This window comes from Variovorax sp. YR634, from assembly GCF_900106655.1.
Taxonomy (GTDB): Bacteria; Pseudomonadota; Gammaproteobacteria; order Burkholderiales; family Burkholderiaceae_C; genus Variovorax.
Genome location: NZ_FNOL01000012.1, coordinates 1 through 20,494, shown reverse-complemented (window position 1 = coordinate 20,494; position 20,494 = coordinate 1). Strand labels below are relative to the sequence as shown.

At 66.6% G+C, this 20,494-nt stretch carries 19 protein-coding genes; 7 read left to right on the top strand and 12 right to left on the bottom strand.

All coding sequences use genetic code 11. The annotated features are described in order from the left end of the window. Positions 1-53 precede the first annotated feature (53 nt). Positions 54-2,030 carry an alkyl/aryl-sulfatase gene (locus BLV60_RS19880; protein WP_093057006.1) on the top strand — a complete coding sequence of 659 codons (1,977 nt, stop codon included), beginning with the start codon at positions 54-56 and terminating at the stop codon, positions 2,028-2,030. A gap of 270 nt (positions 2,031-2,300) precedes the next feature. Here BLV60_RS19880 and BLV60_RS19875 read toward each other — a convergent pair whose 3' ends face one another. Beyond that, positions 2,301-3,530 carry a nucleoside recognition domain-containing protein gene (locus tag BLV60_RS19875; protein ID WP_093057005.1) on the bottom strand — a complete coding sequence of 410 codons (1,230 nt, stop codon included), beginning with the start codon at positions 3,528-3,530 and terminating at the stop codon, positions 2,301-2,303. Positions 3,531-3,602: 72 nt separating this feature from the next. Between BLV60_RS19875 and BLV60_RS19870 the strand changes: the two genes are divergently transcribed. Further along, positions 3,603-5,183, top strand: coding sequence for a phospholipase D family protein (locus BLV60_RS19870; protein ID WP_093057004.1), 1,581 nt, complete (start codon positions 3,603-3,605; stop codon positions 5,181-5,183). Between the two features lie 105 nt (positions 5,184-5,288). Next, positions 5,289-6,449 (top strand): ABC transporter substrate-binding protein, encoded by a 1,161-nt coding sequence (locus BLV60_RS19865; protein ID WP_093057003.1) that lies wholly within the window; start codon positions 5,289-5,291, stop codon positions 6,447-6,449. 6 nt (positions 6,450-6,455) lie between these two features. Here BLV60_RS19865 and BLV60_RS19860 read toward each other — a convergent pair whose 3' ends face one another. The 8 genes from BLV60_RS19860 to BLV60_RS19825 all read right to left on the bottom strand — a co-directional run bounded on the left by BLV60_RS19860 (position 6,456) and on the right by BLV60_RS19825 (position 14,215). Continuing rightward, positions 6,456-7,172, bottom strand: coding sequence for an ABC transporter ATP-binding protein (locus BLV60_RS19860; protein ID WP_093057002.1), 717 nt, complete (start codon positions 7,170-7,172; stop codon positions 6,456-6,458). Further along, complete coding sequence (locus tag BLV60_RS19855) at positions 7,165-7,941, bottom strand: ABC transporter ATP-binding protein (RefSeq protein ID WP_093057001.1); 777 nt, start codon at positions 7,939-7,941, stop codon at positions 7,165-7,167. Before BLV60_RS19855 ends, BLV60_RS19860 begins: the two co-directional genes overlap by 8 nt. Continuing rightward, a complete protein-coding gene (locus BLV60_RS19850) occupies positions 7,938-8,900 on the bottom strand; it encodes a branched-chain amino acid ABC transporter permease (RefSeq protein WP_093057000.1) in 963 nt (320 codons plus the stop codon). Before BLV60_RS19850 ends, BLV60_RS19855 begins: the two co-directional genes overlap by 4 nt. Further along, positions 8,897-9,757 (bottom strand): branched-chain amino acid ABC transporter permease, encoded by an 861-nt coding sequence (locus BLV60_RS19845; RefSeq protein ID WP_093056999.1) that lies wholly within the window; start codon positions 9,755-9,757, stop codon positions 8,897-8,899. Before BLV60_RS19845 ends, BLV60_RS19850 begins: the two co-directional genes overlap by 4 nt. Positions 9,758-9,788: 31 nt before the next feature. After that, a complete protein-coding gene (locus tag BLV60_RS19840; protein ID WP_093056998.1) occupies positions 9,789-10,979 on the bottom strand; it encodes an ABC transporter substrate-binding protein in 1,191 nt (396 codons plus the stop codon). Between the two features lie 112 nt (positions 10,980-11,091). After that, positions 11,092-11,415, bottom strand: a complete 324-nt coding sequence (locus tag BLV60_RS19835; RefSeq protein WP_093056997.1) for a 2Fe-2S iron-sulfur cluster-binding protein — start codon at positions 11,413-11,415, stop codon at positions 11,092-11,094. A gap of 5 nt (positions 11,416-11,420) precedes the next feature. Beyond that, the gene (locus tag BLV60_RS19830) at positions 11,421-12,869 is read right to left on the bottom strand and encodes a glutamine synthetase family protein (RefSeq protein WP_093056996.1); all 1,449 of its coding nucleotides are present in this window, start codon (positions 12,867-12,869) and stop codon (positions 11,421-11,423) included. 11 nt (positions 12,870-12,880) lie between these two features. After that, entirely contained in the window at positions 12,881-14,215 is a 1,335-nt protein-coding gene (locus BLV60_RS19825) for an aromatic ring-hydroxylating dioxygenase subunit alpha (RefSeq protein WP_093056995.1), read from the bottom strand. A 262-nt stretch (positions 14,216-14,477) separates the two neighbouring features. Here BLV60_RS19825 and BLV60_RS19820 point away from each other — a divergent pair, with 262 nt between their 5' ends. Beyond that, the gene (locus BLV60_RS19820; RefSeq protein ID WP_093056994.1) at positions 14,478-15,212 is read left to right on the top strand and encodes a GntR family transcriptional regulator; all 735 of its coding nucleotides are present in this window, start codon (positions 14,478-14,480) and stop codon (positions 15,210-15,212) included. A 92-nt stretch (positions 15,213-15,304) separates the two neighbouring features. Beyond that, on the top strand, positions 15,305-15,922 hold the full coding sequence (locus tag BLV60_RS19815) for a TetR/AcrR family transcriptional regulator (protein ID WP_093056993.1): 618 nt from the start codon (positions 15,305-15,307) through the stop codon (positions 15,920-15,922). Here BLV60_RS19815 and BLV60_RS19810 read toward each other — a convergent pair. Both BLV60_RS19810 and BLV60_RS19805 read right to left on the bottom strand, forming a co-directional pair. Next, positions 15,919-17,418 (bottom strand): amidase, encoded by a 1,500-nt coding sequence (locus BLV60_RS19810; RefSeq protein WP_093057163.1) that lies wholly within the window; start codon positions 17,416-17,418, stop codon positions 15,919-15,921. The genes BLV60_RS19815 and BLV60_RS19810 overlap by 4 nt on opposite strands. A 99-nt stretch (positions 17,419-17,517) precedes the next feature. Further along, positions 17,518-18,324: a metallophosphoesterase gene (locus BLV60_RS19805; protein ID WP_093056992.1), complete on the bottom strand. Its 807-nt coding sequence runs from the start codon at positions 18,322-18,324 to the stop codon at positions 17,518-17,520. Between the two features lie 80 nt (positions 18,325-18,404). Between BLV60_RS19805 and BLV60_RS19800 the strand changes: the two genes are divergently transcribed. After that, positions 18,405-18,623: a hypothetical protein gene (locus tag BLV60_RS19800; protein ID WP_093056991.1), complete on the top strand. Its 219-nt coding sequence runs from the start codon at positions 18,405-18,407 to the stop codon at positions 18,621-18,623. A 10-nt stretch (positions 18,624-18,633) separates the two neighbouring features. On the opposite strand, the gene BLV60_RS19795 is transcribed toward BLV60_RS19800, so the two are convergent. Next, entirely contained in the window at positions 18,634-19,614 is a 981-nt protein-coding gene (locus BLV60_RS19795) for a LysR family transcriptional regulator (RefSeq protein ID WP_093056990.1), read from the bottom strand. A gap of 121 nt (positions 19,615-19,735) precedes the next feature. Between BLV60_RS19795 and BLV60_RS19790 the strand changes: the two genes are divergently transcribed. Continuing rightward, positions 19,736-20,278, top strand: coding sequence for a hypothetical protein (locus BLV60_RS19790; protein WP_093056989.1), 543 nt, complete (start codon positions 19,736-19,738; stop codon positions 20,276-20,278). Positions 20,279-20,494: the final 216 nt, after the last annotated feature.

Here is a 20,494-nt window from a genome sequence, read left to right as displayed (position 1 = left end):
GAAGCGCGTATTTTGCATTTGCCAATGCTTCTGCCGCTTCGGAGAATTGCCGGATGACCCCTTCTTCCTTCTCCACAGCTGCATTCGTCGCACTGGCTTGCGCGCTCGGCGCCCCGTCGATCTCCGCGCAGATCGCGCCCAAGGCGCCCGAGCCTTCCACGCTGCAAGCCAACGCCGACATGGCGAAGACGCTGCCTTTCGCCAACCGGCAGGACTTCGAGGACGCGATGCGCGGCTTCGTCGGCACCGTGCCCGATGCGCTGGTGCCCGGCAGCGGCACGCGGCCGGTGTGGAGCATGAAGCCCTACGACTTCCTGAAGGCAAACGAAGCGGCCGACACCGTCAACCCGAGCCTGTGGCGCCAGGCGCAGCTCAATGCGATCCACGGCCTGTTCAAGGTGACCGACCGCGTCTACCAGGTGCGCGGCTTCGACATTGCCAACATGACCATCGTGGAAGGCGACAGCTCGCTGATCGTCATCGACCCGCTGCTGGCCGCCGAAACCGCGCGCGCCGCGCTTGCCCTGTACTACCAGCACCGCCCGCACAAGCCGGTGGGCACGGTGATCTACACGCACGGCCATGCCGATCACTTCGGCGGCGTGAAGGGCGTGATCGACGAGGCCGACGTGACGGCCGGCAAGGTGCAGGTGCTCGCGCCCTCGGGCTTCATGGAAACGGCCGTGGCCGAGAACATCCTCGCGGGCAATGCGATGAGCCGGCGCTCGCAGTACCAGTTCGGCACGCTGCTGCCGCCGGGCGCGCGCGGGCAGGTCGACACGGGCCTGGGCAAGGCGCTGGCGCGCGGCACCATTTCGCTGATTGCGCCCACGGCCACAATCGACAAGCCGACCGAAGAACGCACCATCGACGGCGTGCAGTTCGTCTTCAAGCTCGTGCCGGGCTCGGAGGCGCCGTCGGAAATGATCATGTACCTGCCGCAGTTCCGCGTGCTGAACATGGCGGAGGACGTGACGCACAACATGCACAACCTCTACACCATCCGCGGCGCGGAGGTGCGCGACGGCAACCTGTGGTCGAAGTACATCGACGAGGCGCGCGTGGCCTTCGGCGACAAGACAGACGTGCTCATCGCCCAGCACCACTGGCCCACCTTCGGGGGCGAGCGCATCGTCGATCTGCTGAAGAAGCAGCGCGACATGTACAAGTTCATCAACGACCAGTCGCTGCGCTTGCTCAACCAGGGCTACACGTCGGCCGACATCGCAGAAACGCTGCGCATGCCCGCGAGCCTGGAGCAGGAGTGGTCCGCGCGCGGCTACTACGGCACGTTGCGGCACAACGCCAAGGCCGTGTACCAGAAGTACCTGGGCTGGTACGACGCCAATCCCGCCAACCTGAACCCGCTGCCGCCGGTGGCCTATGCGAAGAAGACGGTCGAGTACATGGGCGGCGCAGACGCAGTGCTGGCGCGTGCGCGCGAAGACTTCAAGAAGGGCGAGTTCCGCTGGGTGGCCAGCGCGATGAGCCAGCTGGTGTACGCCGACCCGGCCAACCGCGCAGCCCGCGAGCTGGGCGCCGATGCGCTCGAGCAGATGGGCTACCAGTCGGAGGCCGGCACCTGGCGCAGCGCGTATCTGGTGGGTGCGATGGAGCTGCGCAATGGCGTGCCGAAGATTCCGGGCGGCAACAGCTCCAACGCCGACACGCTGAAGGCGGTGAGCAACGACCTGTTCTTCGACTTCCTCGGCGTGCGGCTCGATGCGGCCAAAGCCGAGGGCAAGAAGATGGTCATCAACTGGAACTTCACCGATTCGAACCAGCAGTTCGTGCTGACGCTGGAGAACTCCGCGCTCACGCACATCGCGGGGCGGCAGCCGGGAGCCGATGCCACGGTCACGCTGAGCCGCGCCACGCTCGATGCGGTCACGCTGAAGGAGACGAGCTTTCCTGCTGCGGTGCTGGCGGGCAAGGTGAAGATCGATGGTGACCGGGCGAAGCTGGGTGAACTGCTGTCGATGCTCGATACCTTCGAGCCGATGTTTCCTGTTGTCGAGCCGCGGAAGTGAGGGTTCGGGGGGCGTGCGAATGACACCGGGTACTCCCCTCCGCGAATGTCCCCCGGCCTGCGGCCTCCTCCTTTATTTCGCTGCGGGGAGCACCCGATGCCATTCGCACATGGACGCAGCGCTCATGCCGACCTATCAACAAGTGCTCTGAACGATCACGTCGATGGGGTGCCTTGCGCAGCGAAATAAAGGAGGAGGCCGCAGGCCGGAGGACATTCGCGGAGCAAGGTACCCCGTCGGCGTGATCGCGCCCCGAAACAACGCCGAGTCCTAGCCAAAGAACCAATAGCAGACCGCGACAGCCGCCACAACACCGGCCAACTCCGCCAGCAACGCGCAGGCCACCGCATGCCGCGCTCTCTGGATGCCAACGGCGCCGAAATACACGGCCAGCACGTAGAAGGTGGTTTCGGTGCTGCCCTGGATGGTGGCGGCCACCAGCGCGGGAAAGCTGTCGACGCCCTGGCTCTTCATGGTCTCGATCAGCATCGCGCGCGCCGCGCTGCCCGAGAAGGGCTTGACCAGCGCGGTGGGCATGGCGTCGACGAAACGAGCGTCGAAGCCGCCGGCGTTCACCAGCCAGCGCAGGCCGTTCAACGCGAAGTCGAGCGCGCCCGAAGCGCGCAGTACGCCGACCGCGCACAGCATCGCGACGAGGTACGGCAGCAGGTTCTTCGCGATGTCGAAGCCTTCCTTCGCGCCTTCGATGAAACACTCGTACACCTTGATGCGGCGTATCGCCCCGGCCAGCAGGAACACGACGATCACGCCGAATAGCGTGAGGTTGCCCAGCAGCGAAGACAGCGATGCAATGGCCGCCGCCGACAGCGTGCCCAGCAGCGCCATGAAGCCGCCCAGCAGCAGCGCGCCCGGCAGCAGGTAGGCCAGCACCACCGGGTCCCACAGCCGCAGCCGCTGCGCCACCGCCACCGAGAGCAGCCCGACCAGCGTGGAGGCGCTGGTGGCCAGCAGGATCGGCAGGAACACCAGCGTCGGGTCGCCCGCGCCCTGTTGTGCGCGGTACATGAAGATGGTGACCGGTAGCAAGGTCAGCGACGAGGCATTAAGTACCAGGAAGAGGATCTGCGCGTTGGTGGCCGTCACCGGGTCGGGGTTCAGCCGCTGCAGTTCGCGCATCGCCTTCAGGCCGATGGGCGTGGCGGCGTTGTCCAGCCCCAGCGCGTTGGCCGCAAAGTTCATCGTGATGAGCCCGAGCGCCGGGTGCCCCGCCGGCACGCCCGGCATGAGGCGCCGGAACAGCGGCCCCAGCAGCCGTGCGAGCCAGCCGACCAGCCCCGCCGCCTCGGCGATGCGCAAAAAGCCCAGCCACAGCGTGAGCGTGCCGAACAGCAGCACCATCACCTCGACCGCCAGCCGCGCCATCGCGAACAGGCTCTCGACCAGCGCCGCGAACACGGTCGGGTCGCCGCCGATGAGCCACCGCCCCAGCGCCGCCAGTGCCGCCACCCCGAAGAAACCAAGCCACAAGCCGTTGAGCACGCTTCTTTTCCTTTTGTTTCGCTTCGATGATAGGGCCGCCATCCGGGCCCGCCGCGAGCTACAGTTCGGGCCATGCGCGCCCTCATCGTCCGTCGTTTTGCCGCCTGCCTGAGCGTCCTGGCGGCCATTTGGCTCACCGGCTGCGTCAGCCTGCCGCCGCCCGAGCCGAAGGCGAACGTCACGGCGTTCACCGACGTGGCGCAGACAGAACTGGGGCAACTGGCGGCCAAGGGCGCGCCGGGCGATTCCACCGCGCTGTCGGGTTTCCGGCTGCTGCCCGAGGCGGCGTTTGCCTTCGACGCCCGCATCTCGCTCGCTCGGCATGCCGAGAAGTCGCTCGACGTGCAGTACTACCTGGTGCAGCGCGACGACATCGGCCTGCTGTTCCTACGCGAACTGCGCGAGGCCGCGGCGCGTGGCGTGCGGGTGCGCCTGCTGGTGGACGACCTCTACACCGGCGGCGAGGACGAGCTGTTCGGCACGCTCGCGGCCTTTCCCAATGTGGAGGTGCGGCTGTTCAACCCGCTGCCTTCGCGCGCCAGTTCGCTCGGCACGCGGCTGCTCATGTCGCTGACCGACTTCGGCCGCATCAACCACCGCATGCACAACAAGCTGCTGGTGGCCGACAACAGCTTTGCCGTGTCGGGCGGCCGCAACATCGGCAACGAGTACTTCATGCGCAGCACGGCCGCGAACTTCATCGACATGGACGTGATTTCCAGCGGCCCGGTCGTGCGGCAGATGTCCGAAGGCTTCGACCGCTACTGGAACAGCTCGCACGCATGGCCCATCGAGCGCATCGCGCCGCTGCGCGGCATGACGCGCGAGGCGGCGCAGCGGCGCTTCGACGAAATTGCGCGCACGGCCGTGCCCGACGTGCCCATTCGCCCGCGCGACGTGCTCAACAAGTCGCCCGTGGGCGAGCAGCTCATCACCGGCAAGCTCGACCGTTATTGGGCGCCGGCCACGCTGTTCATCGACGACCCCGACAAGATCACGCGCAAGGCCGACGAGGCCTACATCGGCAGCGTGACAGAAGGCGCGCTCAGCGTGATCAACGCCACGCGGCGCGAGGTCGTCATTGCCTCGCCGTACTTCATTCCGGGCCCCAAGGGCCTGGAGGAGATGCGGGCGTGCATCGCCAAGGGCGGGCGCATCACGGTCGTGACCAACTCGCTGGGCGCGACCGACGAGCCGCTGGCCTACGCGGGCTACGAGCGCTACCGCGCCGACATGCTGAAGATCGGCGTCACCATCTTCGAGATCGCGCCCACGCTCAGCGGCAGCTCGGGCCGCTTCGGCGACTTCGGCAAGTCGATCAGCCGGCTGCACGCCAAGCTCGCGATCGTCGACAACGAGCGCTTCTTCGTCGGCTCGATGAACCTCGACCACCGCTCGGCCGCCGTCAACACCGAGATCGGCCTGGTCATCGACAGTCCCGAGCTGGTGCAGGACTACAACAAGCTCATGTCGGGCGAGCGCGTGAACCTCGGCTACCGGCTGCGGCTCGGGCCCAACGGCCGGCGCGTGCAATGGCTGGAGTACGACGACGCCGGCGGCGACATCGTTCACGAGGACGAGCCTGGCGAATTCCTCTGGCTGCGCTTCAAGAACTGGCTGCTGCTGCCCATCGTGGGCGAAGAGCTGCTTTAGCGAAGTAGCTGCCGCTGTCATCTCAGGTGGAGAGTGGGTGCGTTACATTCCTTGAAAGAATGTGAATTTTTGTCACTAACGCATTACCTCCTGGAGACTTCGACCATGACCGTTCCCGTGCCGCGCGAGTCGATTGCGCCGCTTTCCACCAGCCGTCGGCGTGCGCTGACCGGGCTGGCCGCAGCAACCGCCGCCGCGGGCCTGGGTTTTCCGGCGCTTGCGCAGAACCGGCCGGTGCGCATCGGCACCACCTTCGACAACAGCAGCGTCGAGAAGGCCAACGGGCAGGGGCTGTTCCAGGGTTCGAGCGCGTTCTTCAATGCGCTGAACAAGGCGGGTGGCATCAACGGCACCAAGGTCGAGCTCGTGATGGCCGACGACACCTTCAAGCCCGACGTGGCCAAGGCCAACGCGCTGGCCTTCGAGAAAGACAGCTCCGTGCTCGCGCTGCTGCACCCGCTGGGCACGCGCCAGACAGCCGAGGTGATGGACGCTGTGCCCGGCATGGCCGTGGTCGGCCCGATCACCGGCACGATCGCGCTGCGCAAGAAGGCTTCGCCCAACACCTTCTGGGTGCGCGCCAACTACGACCAGGAAGTCGACAAGCTCGTGAGCACCGCCGCCGTGCTGGGCCAGAGCCGCATCGGCCTCGTGCATTCGAACGACCCGCTGGGGCAGTCGGTGCTGGCGGCCTTCAAGAATGCGCTGGCCAAGGCCAAGCTGGAGCCGGCGGTGATCGCGACCACGCCCAACACCACCAGCATGGAAGTGGGCCCCGCCGCCGAGGCGATCGCCAAGGCCAAGCCGCAGGTGGTGGTGGTCGGGCTGGCCGGCACTGCGCCGGTGTTCCTGAAGGCACTGCGCGAGGCGGGCAACAGCAGCTCGGCCTATGGCCTGTCGATCACGGCCAGCGCGCTGTCGGCGATGGGCGACCTGGCCAAGGGCCTGGGCTTCGTGATCGTGGTGCCGTCGCCGTACTCGACCAAATTCGAGATCGTGCGCCGCTATCAGGCCGACATGGTGGCCAACGGCGTCAAGGACTTCTCGCTCACGAGCCTGGAGGGCTATCTGAACGCCGCAGTGCTGGCTGAAGGCATGCGCCGTGCCGGTGGTTCGCTCACGCGTGCGTCGGTGATGTCGGGGCTGGCGAGCATCGAGAACTTCGACCTGGGTGGGGTGAAGATCAACTACGGTCGGACCAACCGCGAAGGCGGGCAGTTCGTGGACGTGGCCGTCATCGGCAGCCGCGGGCAGATGCTGAGCTGAACGCCGTCAGGCTTGCTCGGCGATTCCCACGCCGAGCAAGCCTTCGAGCAGATTCCTGTCTGCCGCGAGTTCCGCGCTCGGCCCCGCATGCACCACGGTGCCGCGCTCCAGCACGATCGCCTTGTGCGTCATCTCCAACGCGAGCACCGGATGCTGCTCGACCACGATCGACGCCAGTCCTTCCGACTCGCACAGCCGGCGGATCGCTGCAGCCAGTTCTTCCACGATGATCGGCGCGAGGCCTTCCATCGGCTCGTCGAGCAGCAGCAGCTTGGGGTTGGTCATCAGCGCGCGGCCGATGGCGAGCATCTGCTGTTCGCCGCCGGAGAGCTGGTTGCCGTAGTTGCCGCGCCGCTCGCGCAGGCGCGGGAAGAAGTCGTAGACGCGCTTCAGGTTCCAGCCGCCGAGCCGCGATATCACCGTGAGGTTTTCTTCGACGGTGAGCGATGGGAACACCTCGCGCTCCTGCGGCACCCAGCCCAGCCCCGCGCGCACACGCTGGTGCGACGGCCAGCGTGTGATGTCGGCGCCTTGCCAGCGGATTGAGCCCTGCATCACGCGGGTGTTGCCCATCAGCGTTTCGAGCAGCGTGGTCTTGCCCACGCCGTTGCGCCCGAGGATGGCGAGGCTCTCGCCTTGCGGCAGCGAAAAGTCGAGCCGGTCGAGCACGACCGCGTTGCCGTAGCCGGCGGTGACCTGGTCGAAGGCGAGTGCTTCAGGCATGGTGGTGATGGCGGGGTGAGCTTCCGAGATAGACCTCGCGCACGCGCGGGTCGGCGCCGATTTCCGAAGGCGTGCCCTCGGTCAGGATGCGTCCGCCCACCAGCACCGAGATGCGGCGCGAAAAGCGGAAGACGAGCTTCATGTCGTGCTCGATGAACAGCACGCTGATGTCGGGCGGCAGCGCCGCGATGGCCTCGAACAGCTCGCCGCTCTCGTCTTCAGGCACGCCGGCAGCGGGTTCGTCGAGCAGCAGGATGCGGGGCTTGGCCGCGAGTGCGAGCGCGATCTCCAGCAGCCGCTGCTTGCCATAGGCCAGCTCGGCTACGGGCACGTCGGCGAGGCTGTCGAGCCGGAGCGTGCCGAGCAGCGCATGCGCCTCGTCGAACACCGCCGTGCAGCCCTTGAGCGGCCGCCACCAAGTGGCACCCAGCCCTTCGCGCTCGCTGATTGCCAGCACCACCGACAACAGCGGCGTGAGGCTGGGGAACAGCGTGTTGATCTGGAAGGTGCGCGCCAGGCCCATGCGCGCGCGCTTGTCGCCAGGCAGGCGCGTGATGTCGCGATCGCCCATATGGATCGATCCGCTGGTGGGCTTGAACACGCCGGTAAGCAGGTTGATGAGCGTGGTCTTGCCAGCGCCGTTGGGACCGATCAGCGCCTGCCGCGCGCCGGGTTCGAGCGAGAGGTTCACATCGCTCACGGCCTGGAAGGCGCCGAAGCGGATGCCCAGGCCGTGTGTGCGCAGCGTGTGCGTGGTGGTGGAACTCATCGCGCCTTCCCTATGCGAACGAAACGCGAGAGCGCACCCATGATGCCGCCGCGGCCCAGCATGACGGCCGCAATAAGGAAGATGCCGAGCCAGAACATCCAGTACTGCGGGTTCATGTCCGCGAACCAGTCGTGCACCAGCATGTAGACGATGGCGCCGATCATTCCGCCGTACAGCCGCCCTGTACCACCCAGCACCAGGATGATGAGTACCTCTGCCGAGCGGTTGAAGCCGATCGACTCGATGCCGACGAACTGCGTGGTCTGCGCCAGCAGCGCGCCCGCCACGCCTGCCACCGCGGCCGAGGAGGCGTATGCCATGCGCAGCCGCGCCTCCACCGGCGAGCCGATGGCCGTCATGCGCTTGCGGCTGTCGTGAATGCCGCGCAGCGCCAGGCCGAAAGGTGAGCGCAGTACCAGCCGCACGAGCAGGAACATCGCGAGCACCACGCCGAAGGCATAGCCGAATGCGGTCTTGCCGTGGAGGTCGAAATCGAAGAGGCCGAGCACCGGCGCGATGACCACGCCCTGCAGCCCGTCGGTGCCGCCGGTGATGCCCGAGAGCCGGTTGGCCAACTCGTACAGCAGCACGCACACGCCGATGGTGATCATCAGCCGCGTGAGGTCGGCGCCGCGCACCACGAGGTAGCTCAGTGCGTAGCCCAGCAGGCCGCTGACGATCAGCGCGAACAGCAGGCCGCTGAAGGGCTCGCTCCAGCCGTACTTGGCCAGCAATCCGGCCGCGTAGGCGCCCGCGCCGAAGAAGGCCGCGTGGCCCACGGTGAGGATGCCCGCGTAGCCCAGCGCCATGTCGAGCGACACGGCGAACAGGCCGAAGATCATGATCTGGCTCATCAGCGTGAGCTTGTCGGGCAGCAGGAAGAAGCTCGATGCGAGTGCCAGCCAGAAAGCGATTTCGGCGATGCGCAGGTGCGCGGGAGAAAGATGCAGGGCTTTCATGCGAGCCCCTTCTTCGCAACGATGCCGTTCGGCCGCACCAGCAGCATGACGATCATGAAAACGTAGATGAGAAAAGCGCCCGCTTCCGGCAGGTAGTACTTGCCCGCCACGTCGACGATGCCCACCAGCAGAGCCGCAATGAAGGGCCCGGTGACGGTGCCCGCACCGCCCACGCACACCACCATCAGGAAGTAGACGAGGTACTTGAGCGGGAACGACGGCTCCAGCCCCAGCATGCCCAGGCTCAGCGCACCGCCGAGGCCCGCGAGGCCGCAGCCGAGAGAGAAGGTCAGGAAGAACAGCCGCTGCACGTTGATGCCGGTGCCGCCCGCCACGCGCTGGTTGTCGACCGCCGCGCGCACCATCGCGCCGTAGCGCGTCTTGCCCAGGCCCAGCAGCAGCGCGGCCAGCACCGCCACGCCGCAGACGATCAGGAACAGGCGGTAGCGGCCCACTTCGAGGCCCAGCAGCGACATCTGCCCGTCGAGCGCCGGCGGCAGCGTGAAGGGCTGCATCGTCGGGCCGAAGAAATACGTGAAGGCGGCGATCGACACGAACACCACGCCGATCGACAGCAGCACTTGGTCGAGCGGATGCGCGCGGTACAGCCGACGGTAGAACACGAACTCCAGCACCGCACCCGCAACGGCAGCCGCCGCGAAGGCCGCCGCCAGCGAGAGGCCGAAGCCCAGGCCGAAGTGGTTCATCAGCACGCTCGCGGCGTAGCCGCCCACCATCGCGAAACTGCCGTGCGCGAGGTTGACGAAATTCATGAGCCCCATCGTGATGGACAAGCCCACGCCGATGAGAAAAAGGAGCATGCCGTAGGCCACTCCATCGAAGATCACGATGCCCATGAATTTCCTGCTGGCTGACGAACTGGCTGGCTTACTTGGCTGTGGCTTCCTTGGCCGGGTCCTTCACGCGGTCGAACTTGTCGAACTCGACGTTCACCAGCTGGCCGTTCACGCGCTCGGTCTTGCGGATGTAGACGGTCTGCACGATGTCGCGCGTGGCGGGGTCGATCTCGATGGGGCCGCGCGGGCTCTCGAAGCTCAGGCCCTTGAGGGCGTCCATGAACTTGTCGCCGCTGGCGTCGCCCTTGGTCTTGGCCAGTGCGAGGTCGATGGCGGCCATGGCGTCGTAGGCGGTCACGGCGAAGTAGCTCGGGCGCAGCTTGGCGCCGTTGTCGGCGGCGAAGTCTTTCACGAACTTCTGATTCTTGGGCGAGGGGTGCGCGAACGAGTAGTGGTGGCTGGTGACCAGGCCCAGCGCCACGTCGCCGGTGGCGTCGAGGTAGCTGTCGTCGGTGGCTTCACCCGTGGCGTAGAGCTTGATGCCGGCCTGCTCCATGCCGCGTTCCTTCCACACCTTCAGGAAGGCCGGCGGCATCACGCCCGAGGGGAAGAAGAAGAACACGGCCTGGGGCTTGGCGTCCTTGATGCGCTGCACGTAGGCCGAGAAATCGGGGTTGTTCATCGGCGTGCGCACTTCGCCCGAGACCTTGCCGCCGCCGGCGGTGAAGGTTTTCTTGAACGCGGTCTCGGCATCGACGCCCGAGGCGTAGTCGGCGACCACGGTGTAGGCGTCCTTGATGCCTTCCTTGAGCATGTAGCGAGCCATCGGGTCCGTTACCTGCTGCACGGTGAACGACAGGCGCGCCACGTAGGGCGAGCTGGTGGTGATGGCCGACGATGCCGCGTTCATCACGATCGTCGGAATCTTCGCCTGCGTGGCGATGGCGCCCACGGCGTACGCGTTGGGGCTGAAGTCCAGGCCGGTGAGCACGTTCACCTTGTCGCGCACGATGAGTTCCTGCGCGATGCGCTTGGCAGCGTCGGGCGCGGGGCCTGCAGTGTCCTTCTTGACGATCTCGACCGTGCGGCCGCCCACCTTGCCGCCGTGCTCCTTCAGGTAGAGCGCGATGCCGGCGTCGAACTGGCGGCCGTAGTCGGCGTACGGGCCCGAGTAGGTGGCGATGAGGCCGATGCGCAGCGGCTCGTCGGCGGCGTGCGCCGTGGCGCCCAGCAGGCCGAGGCCGGCGAGCAGCAGGGTCGAGAGGATGGTTCTCTTGGTCATCGTTGGGTTCACGGGAAAACGCCTTTCAGGTGGAGTGGATGCGCCACATCGGGCGCCGCTGTCATGTAACCGAATATGCAAACAAAGCGGGCGATGATGCCCGAGCCGTCCTTCAAATCTGGGTATCGGGCACGCGGACCCTGAGGCCATCGAAGGCTGCGGTCACGCTGAGCTGGCAGCTCAGGCGCGAGCCGGACCTGCGCTCGGACGCGACGGCGTCGAGCAGCGCGCTCTCCATGTCGTCGGGCGGCGGCAGCAGGTCGATGAAGGCGTCGTCCACGTAGACGTGGCAGGTAGCGCAGGAACAGCAGCCGCCGCACTCGGCGTCGATGCCGCGCACGTTGCCGCGAATGGCGGTCTCCATCACGCTGGCGCCGACCTTGGCGTCGACTTCGCGGGTGGTGCCGTCCTTGAGGATGTAGTGGATCGTGGGCATGGTTTTCAGAACATGTCGAAGTACTCGCGGTGTTCCCACTCCGAGACTTCGAGATTGAAGCGGGCGATTTCCGCTTCCTTGATGTGGCAGAGGTAGTCGATGAAGACGTTGCTCATCTGCGTGTTGAGCATCTCGTCCTTGCGCAGGCAGGCGAGGGCGTCGCTCAGGGAGCGAGGCAACTGCTCCGCCGGCGTTTCGTACGGCGCATCGGCCGAAGGACCGGGGTCGGTCTTGTTGCGGATGCCGTCGAGCCCCGAGAACAGTTGCGACGCGAGGTACAGGTACGGGTTGGCCGTCGGCTCGCCCACGCGGTTCTCGATGCGCGAGGCGCTCTGGCCCACGCCGCCGAGCACGCGCAGCATCGCGCCGCGGTTGTCCTTGGCCCAGATCGCGCGGTCGGGCGCGAGAGAGAAGGGGCGGTAGCGGCGGTAGCCATTGATGGTGGGGCTTGCCAGTGCCGCGGCGCCGCAGGCATGCGCCTTGAGTCCGCCGAGGTAATGCATGCCGATCTCGCTGAGGGTCTGGCCCTCGGCTTCGGGCATGAACGCGTTGACGCCGTCGCTCTTGCGGCGCAGCGACTGGTGCAGGTGCCAGCCGCTGGACATCACGTTCGGAATCTTCGGGCGGCACATGAAAGTGGCGTGCAGCCCGGCGCGCTGGCAGATCTGCTTGATGGCGCTGCGCAGCAGCACCATGGTGTCGGCCGGCATCACGCCGGCGGTGGGGCCGAAGGTCAGCTCGAACTGGCTCGGGCCGAATTCGATTTCGAGCGACCGCAGCGGCAGGCCGAGCGCGACGAGGTTCGAGCGCAGCAGTTCCATCAGCCCGTCGACGCGGTCGTAGCGCAGCTCGGTGAGGTACTGGTGGCCGTGCGACAGCAGCGACACGCGCGGCGGTTCGCCGGGCTGGCCCGAATCGGCCAGGCCCATGCGCGAGTCGTCGAGCTTGAAGACGTGGAACTCCACCTCGAGGCCGGCGATGAAGTCCAGCCCCAGCTCGTCGAGCTGGCGCACCGCGCGCTGCAGGATCTGGCGCGTGGCAAAGGGGCAGGGCTTGCCGTCGGCCATGTAGGCATCGCACATCACCCAGCCGGTGCGCGGCGACCACGGCAGCACCTTGAAGGTGGCGGGGTCGGCCACGATGGTGAAGTCGGCTCCGCCCTGCAGGCCTTCGATGGCGAAGCCGCCGCCTTGCGTGAACACCGGGAACACGGTCTTGTGCGAGGTGTCCTTGGCGAGCAGCGTGGAGGTGAGGTTCACGCCTTCCCACAGGGCAGAGCGCGCCTCGGTGGCGACGAGCGTCTTGCCGCGCAGGATGCCGTGCTGGTCGGGCCAGGCGAAGCGCACGAGGTCGACCTCGCCGCTGTCGATGCGGCGCACCAGCTCCCTGGCCTGCGCATGCTGGTCGTCGGACCAGAGGCCGAAGCGGTCGACGAATGTGTGGCTGCTGCTCATGGCGTGCGTGCTCAGGCGGCGAGCCGTGCGGAGGCCCAGTCGGACTTCAGGCGGCGCGCGCGGTCGGCGTCCTGCCAGTAGGCCTCGGTGGCTGCCTCGTCGCTGACGTTGCGGCCGATGCCGTCGATGGAGGGCGGGCCGGTCATTGCGCTGGCCTGTGCGGCGTCGATGAGCATCGGCGCGCTCTCGCCGGCCAGCGTGGCTTCGATGGCCTTCACCAGCACGCGGCGGTAGGCAATGATGCCCTTGTCGGTGCTGCCCAGGTGCTCGCGCGTGCGGTCCTGGATGGCGCCTTGCGACTCCACCGCCCACTGGTCGTGCACGTTGATGTCGTCGCCCATGCCGGTGTAGGTTTCGGTCAACTGCTCCTCGATGTTGTAGCCGTAGTTGTTGCGCTTGTTCTTGCGCGAGGTGTAGTCGGGCAGCTCGTAGAGCTTCAGGCGCTGGTCGCGCATCTGCTGCTTGTCGACCGGGCCGGTGAAGCTGGTGAAGATGGCGTACCAGTAGCAGTGCGTGTCGTCCACCGGCACGTGCCATTGCGAGATGGTCATCTCCGCGCTCATCGGGATCACGAAGGCCTGCGGGAACACCACGTTGGTCACGCGCACGTGGGTGGTGTCTTCGGACAGCTTGCGCAGAGCCTTCAGGCGGAAGCCGTAGTCGGTGGGCTCCACGCTGATGTCGGGACGGTCGTACTCGCGCAGCACCTTGGTGATGGGCATGTCGGAGTCGGCCGACGCGCCGCGGAACTGTTTGCCGTAGCTCCCGGAGGTGTCTTCGTCCTCGAAGAAGCGGTGCAGGTACGAGGCGTGTGCCGGGTCGATGCCCACTTCGAGCGCCTGCAGCCAGTTGCATTCGAACAGGCCCTTGAACGCGAAGGTGTGGCTGTCGGGCGCGACGAAGCAGTCGAACTCGGGGAAGGCGGGGGGCTCGCCCTCGCCGATGTACGCGAAGACGACGCCGCTTTTCTCGACCACCGGATAGGCCGACTGCTTGATGCGGCTGCACAGCTTGCTGGTGGCGGGCTCGGCGGGGGTTTCGAGGCAATTGCCCTTGGCGTCGAACAGCCAGCCGTGGAAGGCGCAGCGCAGGCCGCCGTTTTCGAGCCGGCCGAAGGCGAGGTCGGCGCCTCGGTGCGGGCAGTCGCGGTCGAGCATGCCGAGCTGGCCGTTCTCGTCACGGAACAGGACGAAGTCCTGCCCCATGAGCTTCACGGGCTTGACCGGGCGCGGGCCCGCCAGTTCGTCGGCCAGGGCCACCGGCTGCCAGTAGCGGCGCAGCAGCTTGCCGGCGGGCGCGCCGGGTCCGACGCGGGTGATGAAATCGTTCTGCTCTGCGCTGATCATCGTGCGGGCTCCATCGTGGGGACTGTGGAAAGAGGCTTGCAGCCATTGCATGCAACTGTATGCATTGTCTTGGTGATCCTCGATCCGGGTCAAACTCTCATCTGCGATTTCGCCCCGATTCGGGGCCTGAAGAGGCAAAAATCAGGGTAAACGCTGAGCTGCTCGTTAGTTTTTGACACCTGTTGTGGCGTAATGCATGCAACAACCGAGCCAAGCTAAATATGCTGCGTGCAGTGTCGGGCTCGTCTCCTAGAATCCGCCGATGGACTCCCAACAATCCCGCGTGCTCGTGCAACTGCGCGACATGATCCTCAAGGGCGAATTCGTGCCCGGAGAGCGGCTGGCCGAGATCCCGCTCGCCGAGAAGCTCGAAGCCTCGCGCACCCCGGTGCGGCTCGCGCTGGCCAGTCTGGAGCACGAAGGGCTGATCGAGCAATCGCCCAGCGGCGGCTACCAGATGCGCCGCTTCACCTCGCAGGAAGTGGCCGACGCCATCCGCGTGCGCGGCGTGATCGAAGGCTTCGCCGCGCGCCTGTTGGCCGAAGACGGTGCATCGCGCCAGCTGCTGCGCGACCTGAAAGAGTGCCTGGAAGACGGCGACCGCGCCGTGAACAAGCCCAGCATGGAGATCGACGACTACGCGGCCTACGTCGAAATGAACGACCGCTTCCACAAGCTGATCGTCGAAGGCTGCGGCAATCTCGCGCTCAAACGGGTGATGGACATGCTGGGCGGCCAGCCCTTTGCTGCCCCGAGCGCGATGCTGCCGATGCAGTCGTCGATGGAAGAGGGCCAGCAATGGATGCGGCAGGCGCACCGCACGCATCACGCGATCGTGCAGGCCATTGAGCGCGGGCAAGGCTCGCGGGCGCAGGCGCTGGGCGAGGAGCATGTCGAGATCGCGCGCATGAACCTTGACTACGCGCTGGAGCGCCCGGAACTGGCGGCCGAGCTGATGCCGGGCATCCGCCTGGTGTCCAAGGGCCGGGGCGCCTGAGATCGGGCAAACCGGCGCGTCTGTAAAAGACTGGCTGGTATTTCGGCATCCACGCCGTCTGCCCAGCGACGGGCGAGACTAAAATTTCCGGCATGAGTGCCACCGCCCCCGCCAAGACCTCGTTCAAGGAACAGATGCTGCAGGCCCGTGAAGAGGCCATCGTGCAGACCGCGAACCGCCTGCTCGCCGAGAAGGGCTTCGAATCGATGACGGTCGACGAGGTGGCCGCAACGGTCGGCATCGCCAAGGCCAGCCTCTACAAGCACTTTCCCAGCAAGGAGGATCTGGCCGCCGCAGCGATGGTGCGCATCATGCAGCGCACGCTGGATTTCCTTGCCGCGGTGCCGGCCGAGGACAAGCCCGTCGACAAGCTGCGCGCCGTGGTGCGCTGGGCCATGCAGATGCAGCTGGCCGGCGAGATGCCTTCGCTGCCGCACCAGAACTCGAGCCTGCGCGCCGCGCTGATGAACAACCGGGGCTACCTCGACCGCCTGGTCACCATCAGCGACCAGCTCGGCGGCTGGATCCAGGCGGCGCAGGCCGACGGCTCGCTCAACCCGAAGCTGCCGGCGATTGCCGTGCTCTACACGTTGTTCGCACGCGCCTGCGATCCGGTGCTCGGTTTCCTGAAGGCCGGCGGGCTGCAGACAGACGAGCAGATCGTCGAGCTTGTGCTCGCAACCTGCTTCGACGGCCTGGCCGCGCGCTAGCTGCTGAGCGCGCGCCGCGGCGTCACCACGGCTTCGACCGCTGCGCCCACCGCGAGTAGCCGGTGGTCGGTGTTGCCGATGCTGGCCACCATCAGCCCGACCGGCGCCGTGCCCGCGTCGTGGCAGGGCACCGAGAGCGCGCAGCCGTCGAACAGGTTCACCACCGAGGGGTTGCGCAGCATGCGGCCATTGATGCGGTAGTAGGTGTCGTCGTCCTTCAGAACCTCGGCGATCGGCGGAGCGATATCGGGCGTGGTGGGCATCAGCATCGCGTCGTAGCCCACGGCGGCCGTGTTGATCGAACGGATGAACTGGCGGCGCAGCGCCTGCAGCTGCAGATAGTCAGGCGCGGTGATGGTTTCGCCGGTCTTGATGCGGGCCAGCACGCGCGGGTCGTACTTGGCGGCACCTGTCTTGATGAAGTCGCGGTGCCAGGTGAAGGCTTCGGCGGCGGTGATCATGCCGCGCGGGTTGATGGTCGGCGCCTTCGCGAACTCGGTCATCGGCAGTTCGGTGACCGTGGCGCCGGCGGCGGAGAGCTTGGCCAGCGCCGACGCGAATGCCGCAGCCACGGGCGGCGACAGATCGTCCTGGAAGAAGGTCTTGGGCACCGCGAAGCGCAGGCCGCGCAGCGGAAGCACACGCAGCGGGCGCTGCAGTTCGGCGGCCAGCATGGCGTCGAGCAGGGCGCAGTCTTCCACCGTCCATGCCATCGGCCCGGCCGAATCGAAGGAGGTCGACAGCGGCATCACGCCGTCGAGCGGAATGCGCCGCTGCGTCGGCTTGAAGCCCACCAGCCCGTTGAGCGCCGCCGGGATGCGCAGCGATCCGCCGGTGTCCGTGCCGATGGCGCCGGCCGCCATGCCGTCGGTCACCGAGATCGCGCCGCCCGAGGTCGAGCCGCCCGGGATGCGGCCTGTTGCGCGGTCGTAGATATTTTTCGGCGTGCCGTAGTGCGGGTTGACGCCCAGGCCGGTGTAGGCGAACTCGACCGTGTTGGTGCGCCCGATGATGATCGCGCCGGCGCGTCGCAGCCGCTCGACCACGAGGGCATCGCGCGCCGCCGGCGGCTGGCCGGCCAGCACCATCGAGCCGCCGAGCGTGGTGATGCCGGCTTCGTCGAACAGGTCTTTCAGGGAGATCGGGATGCCGGCGATCGGCGAGGCGGCCGGGCGGCCGCTCTTGCGCTCGGCGTCGAGCCGTGCCGCGGTGGCGCGGGCCGTATCGGCGTGCACGCGGATGAAGGTGCGCGCGCCTTCGCCCGCGGGGTTCTGGATGGCGGCCAGTGCTTCTTCTACTAGTTGGCTGCTGCTGAGGGTGCCGGCGGCGAGGCGGCGCGACATTTCGGCTATCGACAGCTGGCCCATGGCCCTGCCGGCGGTTTCGTTCGGTCCCTGGGCGAAGGCCCGGGGCCACAAGGAGAGCAATCCAGTGGCCGCGGCGGCGCCGGCGGTCTGCTGCAGGAAGTTGCGTCGTTGTTGTTGCTGTTGCGTCATGGCGCTCTCCTCCATCGGTGAGATGGGCTCGGCCAGTCTACACAGCCGTGGTGGCGAACGCGTTGCTGGCCGTTACCGTCTGCGCGACGGTGCGGCCGGTCAGCGCACGTCGATAAGCAACTGGGGCTTGTAGCCTTCCTGTTCGCCGTTGCGTGCGTAGCCCAGCGGGTTGGCCACCACGCGGCAGCCGTTCTTCACATAGTCCGACGGGCAGTGCAGGTGGCCGTGCAGCCACAGCTTCGCATGGGGCAGCAACTCGTCGAGCGCATTGCAGAAGCCGGCCGTGCCGGGTGTCAGGCCGTAACGCGGGTCAGCACTTTCGAGGCTCGGCGCAAAGTGGGTGATGGCCACCGTGGTGCCGTCGAAAGGTTCGGCCAGCGCCTGGGTGAGCCAGGTCTGGCAGGCCAGCGCCTGGTCGCGCAGCTGCGCGGCGAGAAAGAGTTCGCCGTTACGCATGGTGGCTGCTTTTTCAAGATAGAAATCGGCCGCGCGCATGGCCTTGCCACGTTTCTTGAGCGCCTCGGCCAGGCTGTCGGTGGGTTCGGCCAGTGCGTCGAAGTCGGCCCACAGCGTGGTGCCCACGAAGCGGATGCCGTCGATTACCCGGGTTTCGCGCTCCAGCCAGAGGATGTCGAGTTCTTCGCAGAGCGTGCGCAGGCGGTCGTGGGTCTCGTCGAAGTCGACGTTGTCGTACTCGTGGTTGCCCGGCACGTAGACAACCGGCACCGGCCAGCCGTTGCGGGGCGAAAAGCGGCCCAGGCCGAAATCGGTGTCGGTCAGGCGGGAGCCTTGCTGGTAGGAGCCGATGTCGCCCGCCAGGATCAGCATGTCGGCGCCCGGCACGGGCTCGGCATGGAAGCGGGGATGGGACTCCAGATGCAGGTCGGAGAGCAGTTGCAGCTTCATCGTCGGGCCAGTCTAGGTGAATTGCCCCATGCGTGAAGTGCATAAGGTTTGGCTTGATTAACTAGGGATAACCCTTATTCTTGAAGCATCAACCACTCCAGCGCAGCCACGAGCCGCGCACCGTCATGTTCAGCCTCATTGCCCAAGTGGCCCGTTTCTTCCGTTCTTCCAGCGCCAATGCTCCGGCCAGCCACGCCGCAGCGCTGATGGAAAGCGCCGACATGCGCGCCGGCCGCGGAGCTCACCACGCGCAGGAACTGCGCGCCGCAGCCAGCGCCTGGCTCAGCGTCGTCCGCTAAGCGAACCCGGTCAGCCGGGCACTTTCTGCCCGAGGACCGATCCGGCGAAAGCCGCGGCTGCCGAGCGCAACAGCGCATTGCGCAGCCACTCGTGCGAATGCCCATGCTGGGCGCGCCGATGCCAGATGGCATCCACGTGCACCGGCGGCTGGTCGAAAGGCAGGTCGCGCAGCACCAATTGATCGTCGATGCCGGTCACCGTCACGAAGTGACGGGGCAGCACGGTCAGCAGGTCTGAATTGGCGACCACCCGGCCGGCCGTGAAGAACTGGTTCACCGTCACCACGATGCGCCGCTCGCGCCCCAAGGCGCCCAGCGTCTGGTCGATGAAGCCGTAGGGCCTTCCCGAAAAACTCACCAACAGGTGTCGCGCTGCGCAGTAGTCATCGAGCGTGAGGGGTGCGCTCGCCAGCGGATGGCCGCGCCGCATCACGCATACGTATTGGCCCAGGTAGAGCCGCTGGGTCTCGAACGGCACCCCTACCCCAGATTGCCCGCGCGCCGCGAGGCTGGCGATCACCGCCGGGAAATAGCCGACGGCCATGTCGACTTCTTCCAATTCCAGCATGCGGCGCGGATCGCGTGTGGTCAGCGGCAGCACGCGCAACGAAATGGCGGGCGCTTCCTTTTCGGCGATCTGCACCAGGCCAGGGATGAGTTCGGCTGCGGTGGCGTCGGCCATCGCTAATAGGAAGGTGGTGTCGGCGGTGCCTGCATCGAACTCGCCGGGAGCCAGTGTGTGCTGCAGCTGGCGCAGGGCATCGCGCACGGTCGGCCAGAGGGCCAGCGCCCGTGGCGTGGGCTCCACGCCGGCGCCGGAGCGGCGCACCAGCTCGTCCCCCAGTACTTCACGTAAGCGCCGCAGCGCATTGCTTACCGCCGGTTGCGTGATCGAGAGGTTGCGGGCGGCGCGCGTGAGGTTGCGCTCCGCCATCACCTCGTCGAAGACGCGAAGCAGGTTGAGGTCGAGTGTGCGAAAGTTGACGTCCATCAGTCTTGTGAATGATAAACATCAGAAAGATAAAGTGGACGAACACTGGGGTAATCCCTAATATCACTGCATCGGCCTTGTTCGCCACCACTGATTACCACTGTCCCAGGAGGGATGCATCATGACTAGCTTCGTTCACGTTGACCAACCTACTGTCCACCCCGGCGTGCGTCGCGCCGAAGTCCTGTTCGGCCAGATCCAGGCCGCCCGCGCCGGTGCCAATGGCGCCCGTCCGCTCGTTGCTCTGCTGATCGTCGCCATCGCGGCGGCCGTGCTGGTGGTGACTGACTCGCTCGTTTCCAACTGGAACGAAGGCGGTCTACTCGCTGCCTGGACTGTGTTCTGCGTCGCAGCCATCGCCTTGTTTGCGCTGTTCGCAGGCTCGGTGCGCCAAAGCAGCATCGCCGGTGCCTGGCGCGCTGCAGCCGAACGCCGTGCCGCTGCCCGCGCCGACGCCCGCTTCCTGGAAACCGCGAAGAGCGACCCGCGCGTGATGCAAGAGCTGCAGGCTGCGATGTGGCGCCAGCAATCGGAAGGCACGGTGCCTGCCGCTGAGGCTGCCAAGATCGACGCGCTGGCCCGCATGAGCACCCGTTCGCAGGAAGTGCGCATGCCCACGCTCTATGAAGCGATGCGCCGCATGAACAGCTCGCGCTATTACTAAGTAGCAACTTGCTGTATGTAAGAAAGCCGCCCTCGGGCGGCTTTCTTTATGGGGGAGCGTAGTCTTCGAGGAGGTGCCTCGGAACTTGGGCGAAAAAAGTTCTTGGAGGTTGATGGCACCTCCAAATCTGTCATATACTCGTGGGCTTCGCTGATGAATGCCGCTGGTGTTCGAGGCAGTTGGTGCTTCTCTGGGGCGTTGATTGTTGACGGTGAA

Excerpts from the sequence above, each read along its gene's own strand:
- BLV60_RS19880 (WP_093057006.1), top strand. The coding sequence starts at position 54 with ATGACCCCTTCTTCCTTCTCCACAGCTGCATTCGTCGCACTGGCTTGC.
- BLV60_RS19835 (WP_093056997.1), bottom strand. The coding sequence starts at position 11,415 with ATGCCCACGATCCACTACATCCTCAAGGACGGCACCACCCGCGAAGTC.
- BLV60_RS19870 (WP_093057004.1), top strand. The coding sequence starts at position 3,603 with ATGCGCGCCCTCATCGTCCGTCGTTTTGCCGCCTGCCTGAGCGTCCTG.
- BLV60_RS19840 (WP_093056998.1), bottom strand. The coding sequence starts at position 10,979 with ATGACCAAGAGAACCATCCTCTCGACCCTGCTGCTCGCCGGCCTCGGC.
- BLV60_RS19845 (WP_093056999.1), bottom strand. The coding sequence starts at position 9,757 with ATGGGCATCGTGATCTTCGATGGAGTGGCCTACGGCATGCTCCTTTTT.
- BLV60_RS19825 (WP_093056995.1), bottom strand. The coding sequence starts at position 14,215 with ATGATCAGCGCAGAGCAGAACGATTTCATCACCCGCGTCGGACCCGGC.
- BLV60_RS19820 (WP_093056994.1), top strand. The coding sequence starts at position 14,478 with ATGGACTCCCAACAATCCCGCGTGCTCGTGCAACTGCGCGACATGATC.
- BLV60_RS19865 (WP_093057003.1), top strand. The coding sequence starts at position 5,289 with ATGACCGTTCCCGTGCCGCGCGAGTCGATTGCGCCGCTTTCCACCAGC.
- BLV60_RS19790 (WP_093056989.1), top strand. The coding sequence starts at position 19,736 with ATGACTAGCTTCGTTCACGTTGACCAACCTACTGTCCACCCCGGCGTG.
- BLV60_RS19860 (WP_093057002.1), bottom strand. The coding sequence starts at position 7,172 with ATGCCTGAAGCACTCGCCTTCGACCAGGTCACCGCCGGCTACGGCAAC.
- BLV60_RS19855 (WP_093057001.1), bottom strand. The coding sequence starts at position 7,941 with ATGAGTTCCACCACCACGCACACGCTGCGCACACACGGCCTGGGCATC.
- BLV60_RS19795 (WP_093056990.1), bottom strand. The coding sequence starts at position 19,614 with ATGGACGTCAACTTTCGCACACTCGACCTCAACCTGCTTCGCGTCTTC.
- BLV60_RS19850 (WP_093057000.1), bottom strand. The coding sequence starts at position 8,900 with ATGAAAGCCCTGCATCTTTCTCCCGCGCACCTGCGCATCGCCGAAATC.
- BLV60_RS19810 (WP_093057163.1), bottom strand. The coding sequence starts at position 17,418 with ATGACGCAACAGCAACAACAACGACGCAACTTCCTGCAGCAGACCGCC.
- BLV60_RS19805 (WP_093056992.1), bottom strand. The coding sequence starts at position 18,324 with ATGAAGCTGCAACTGCTCTCCGACCTGCATCTGGAGTCCCATCCCCGC.
- BLV60_RS19830 (WP_093056996.1), bottom strand. The coding sequence starts at position 12,869 with ATGAGCAGCAGCCACACATTCGTCGACCGCTTCGGCCTCTGGTCCGAC.
- BLV60_RS19815 (WP_093056993.1), top strand. The coding sequence starts at position 15,305 with ATGAGTGCCACCGCCCCCGCCAAGACCTCGTTCAAGGAACAGATGCTG.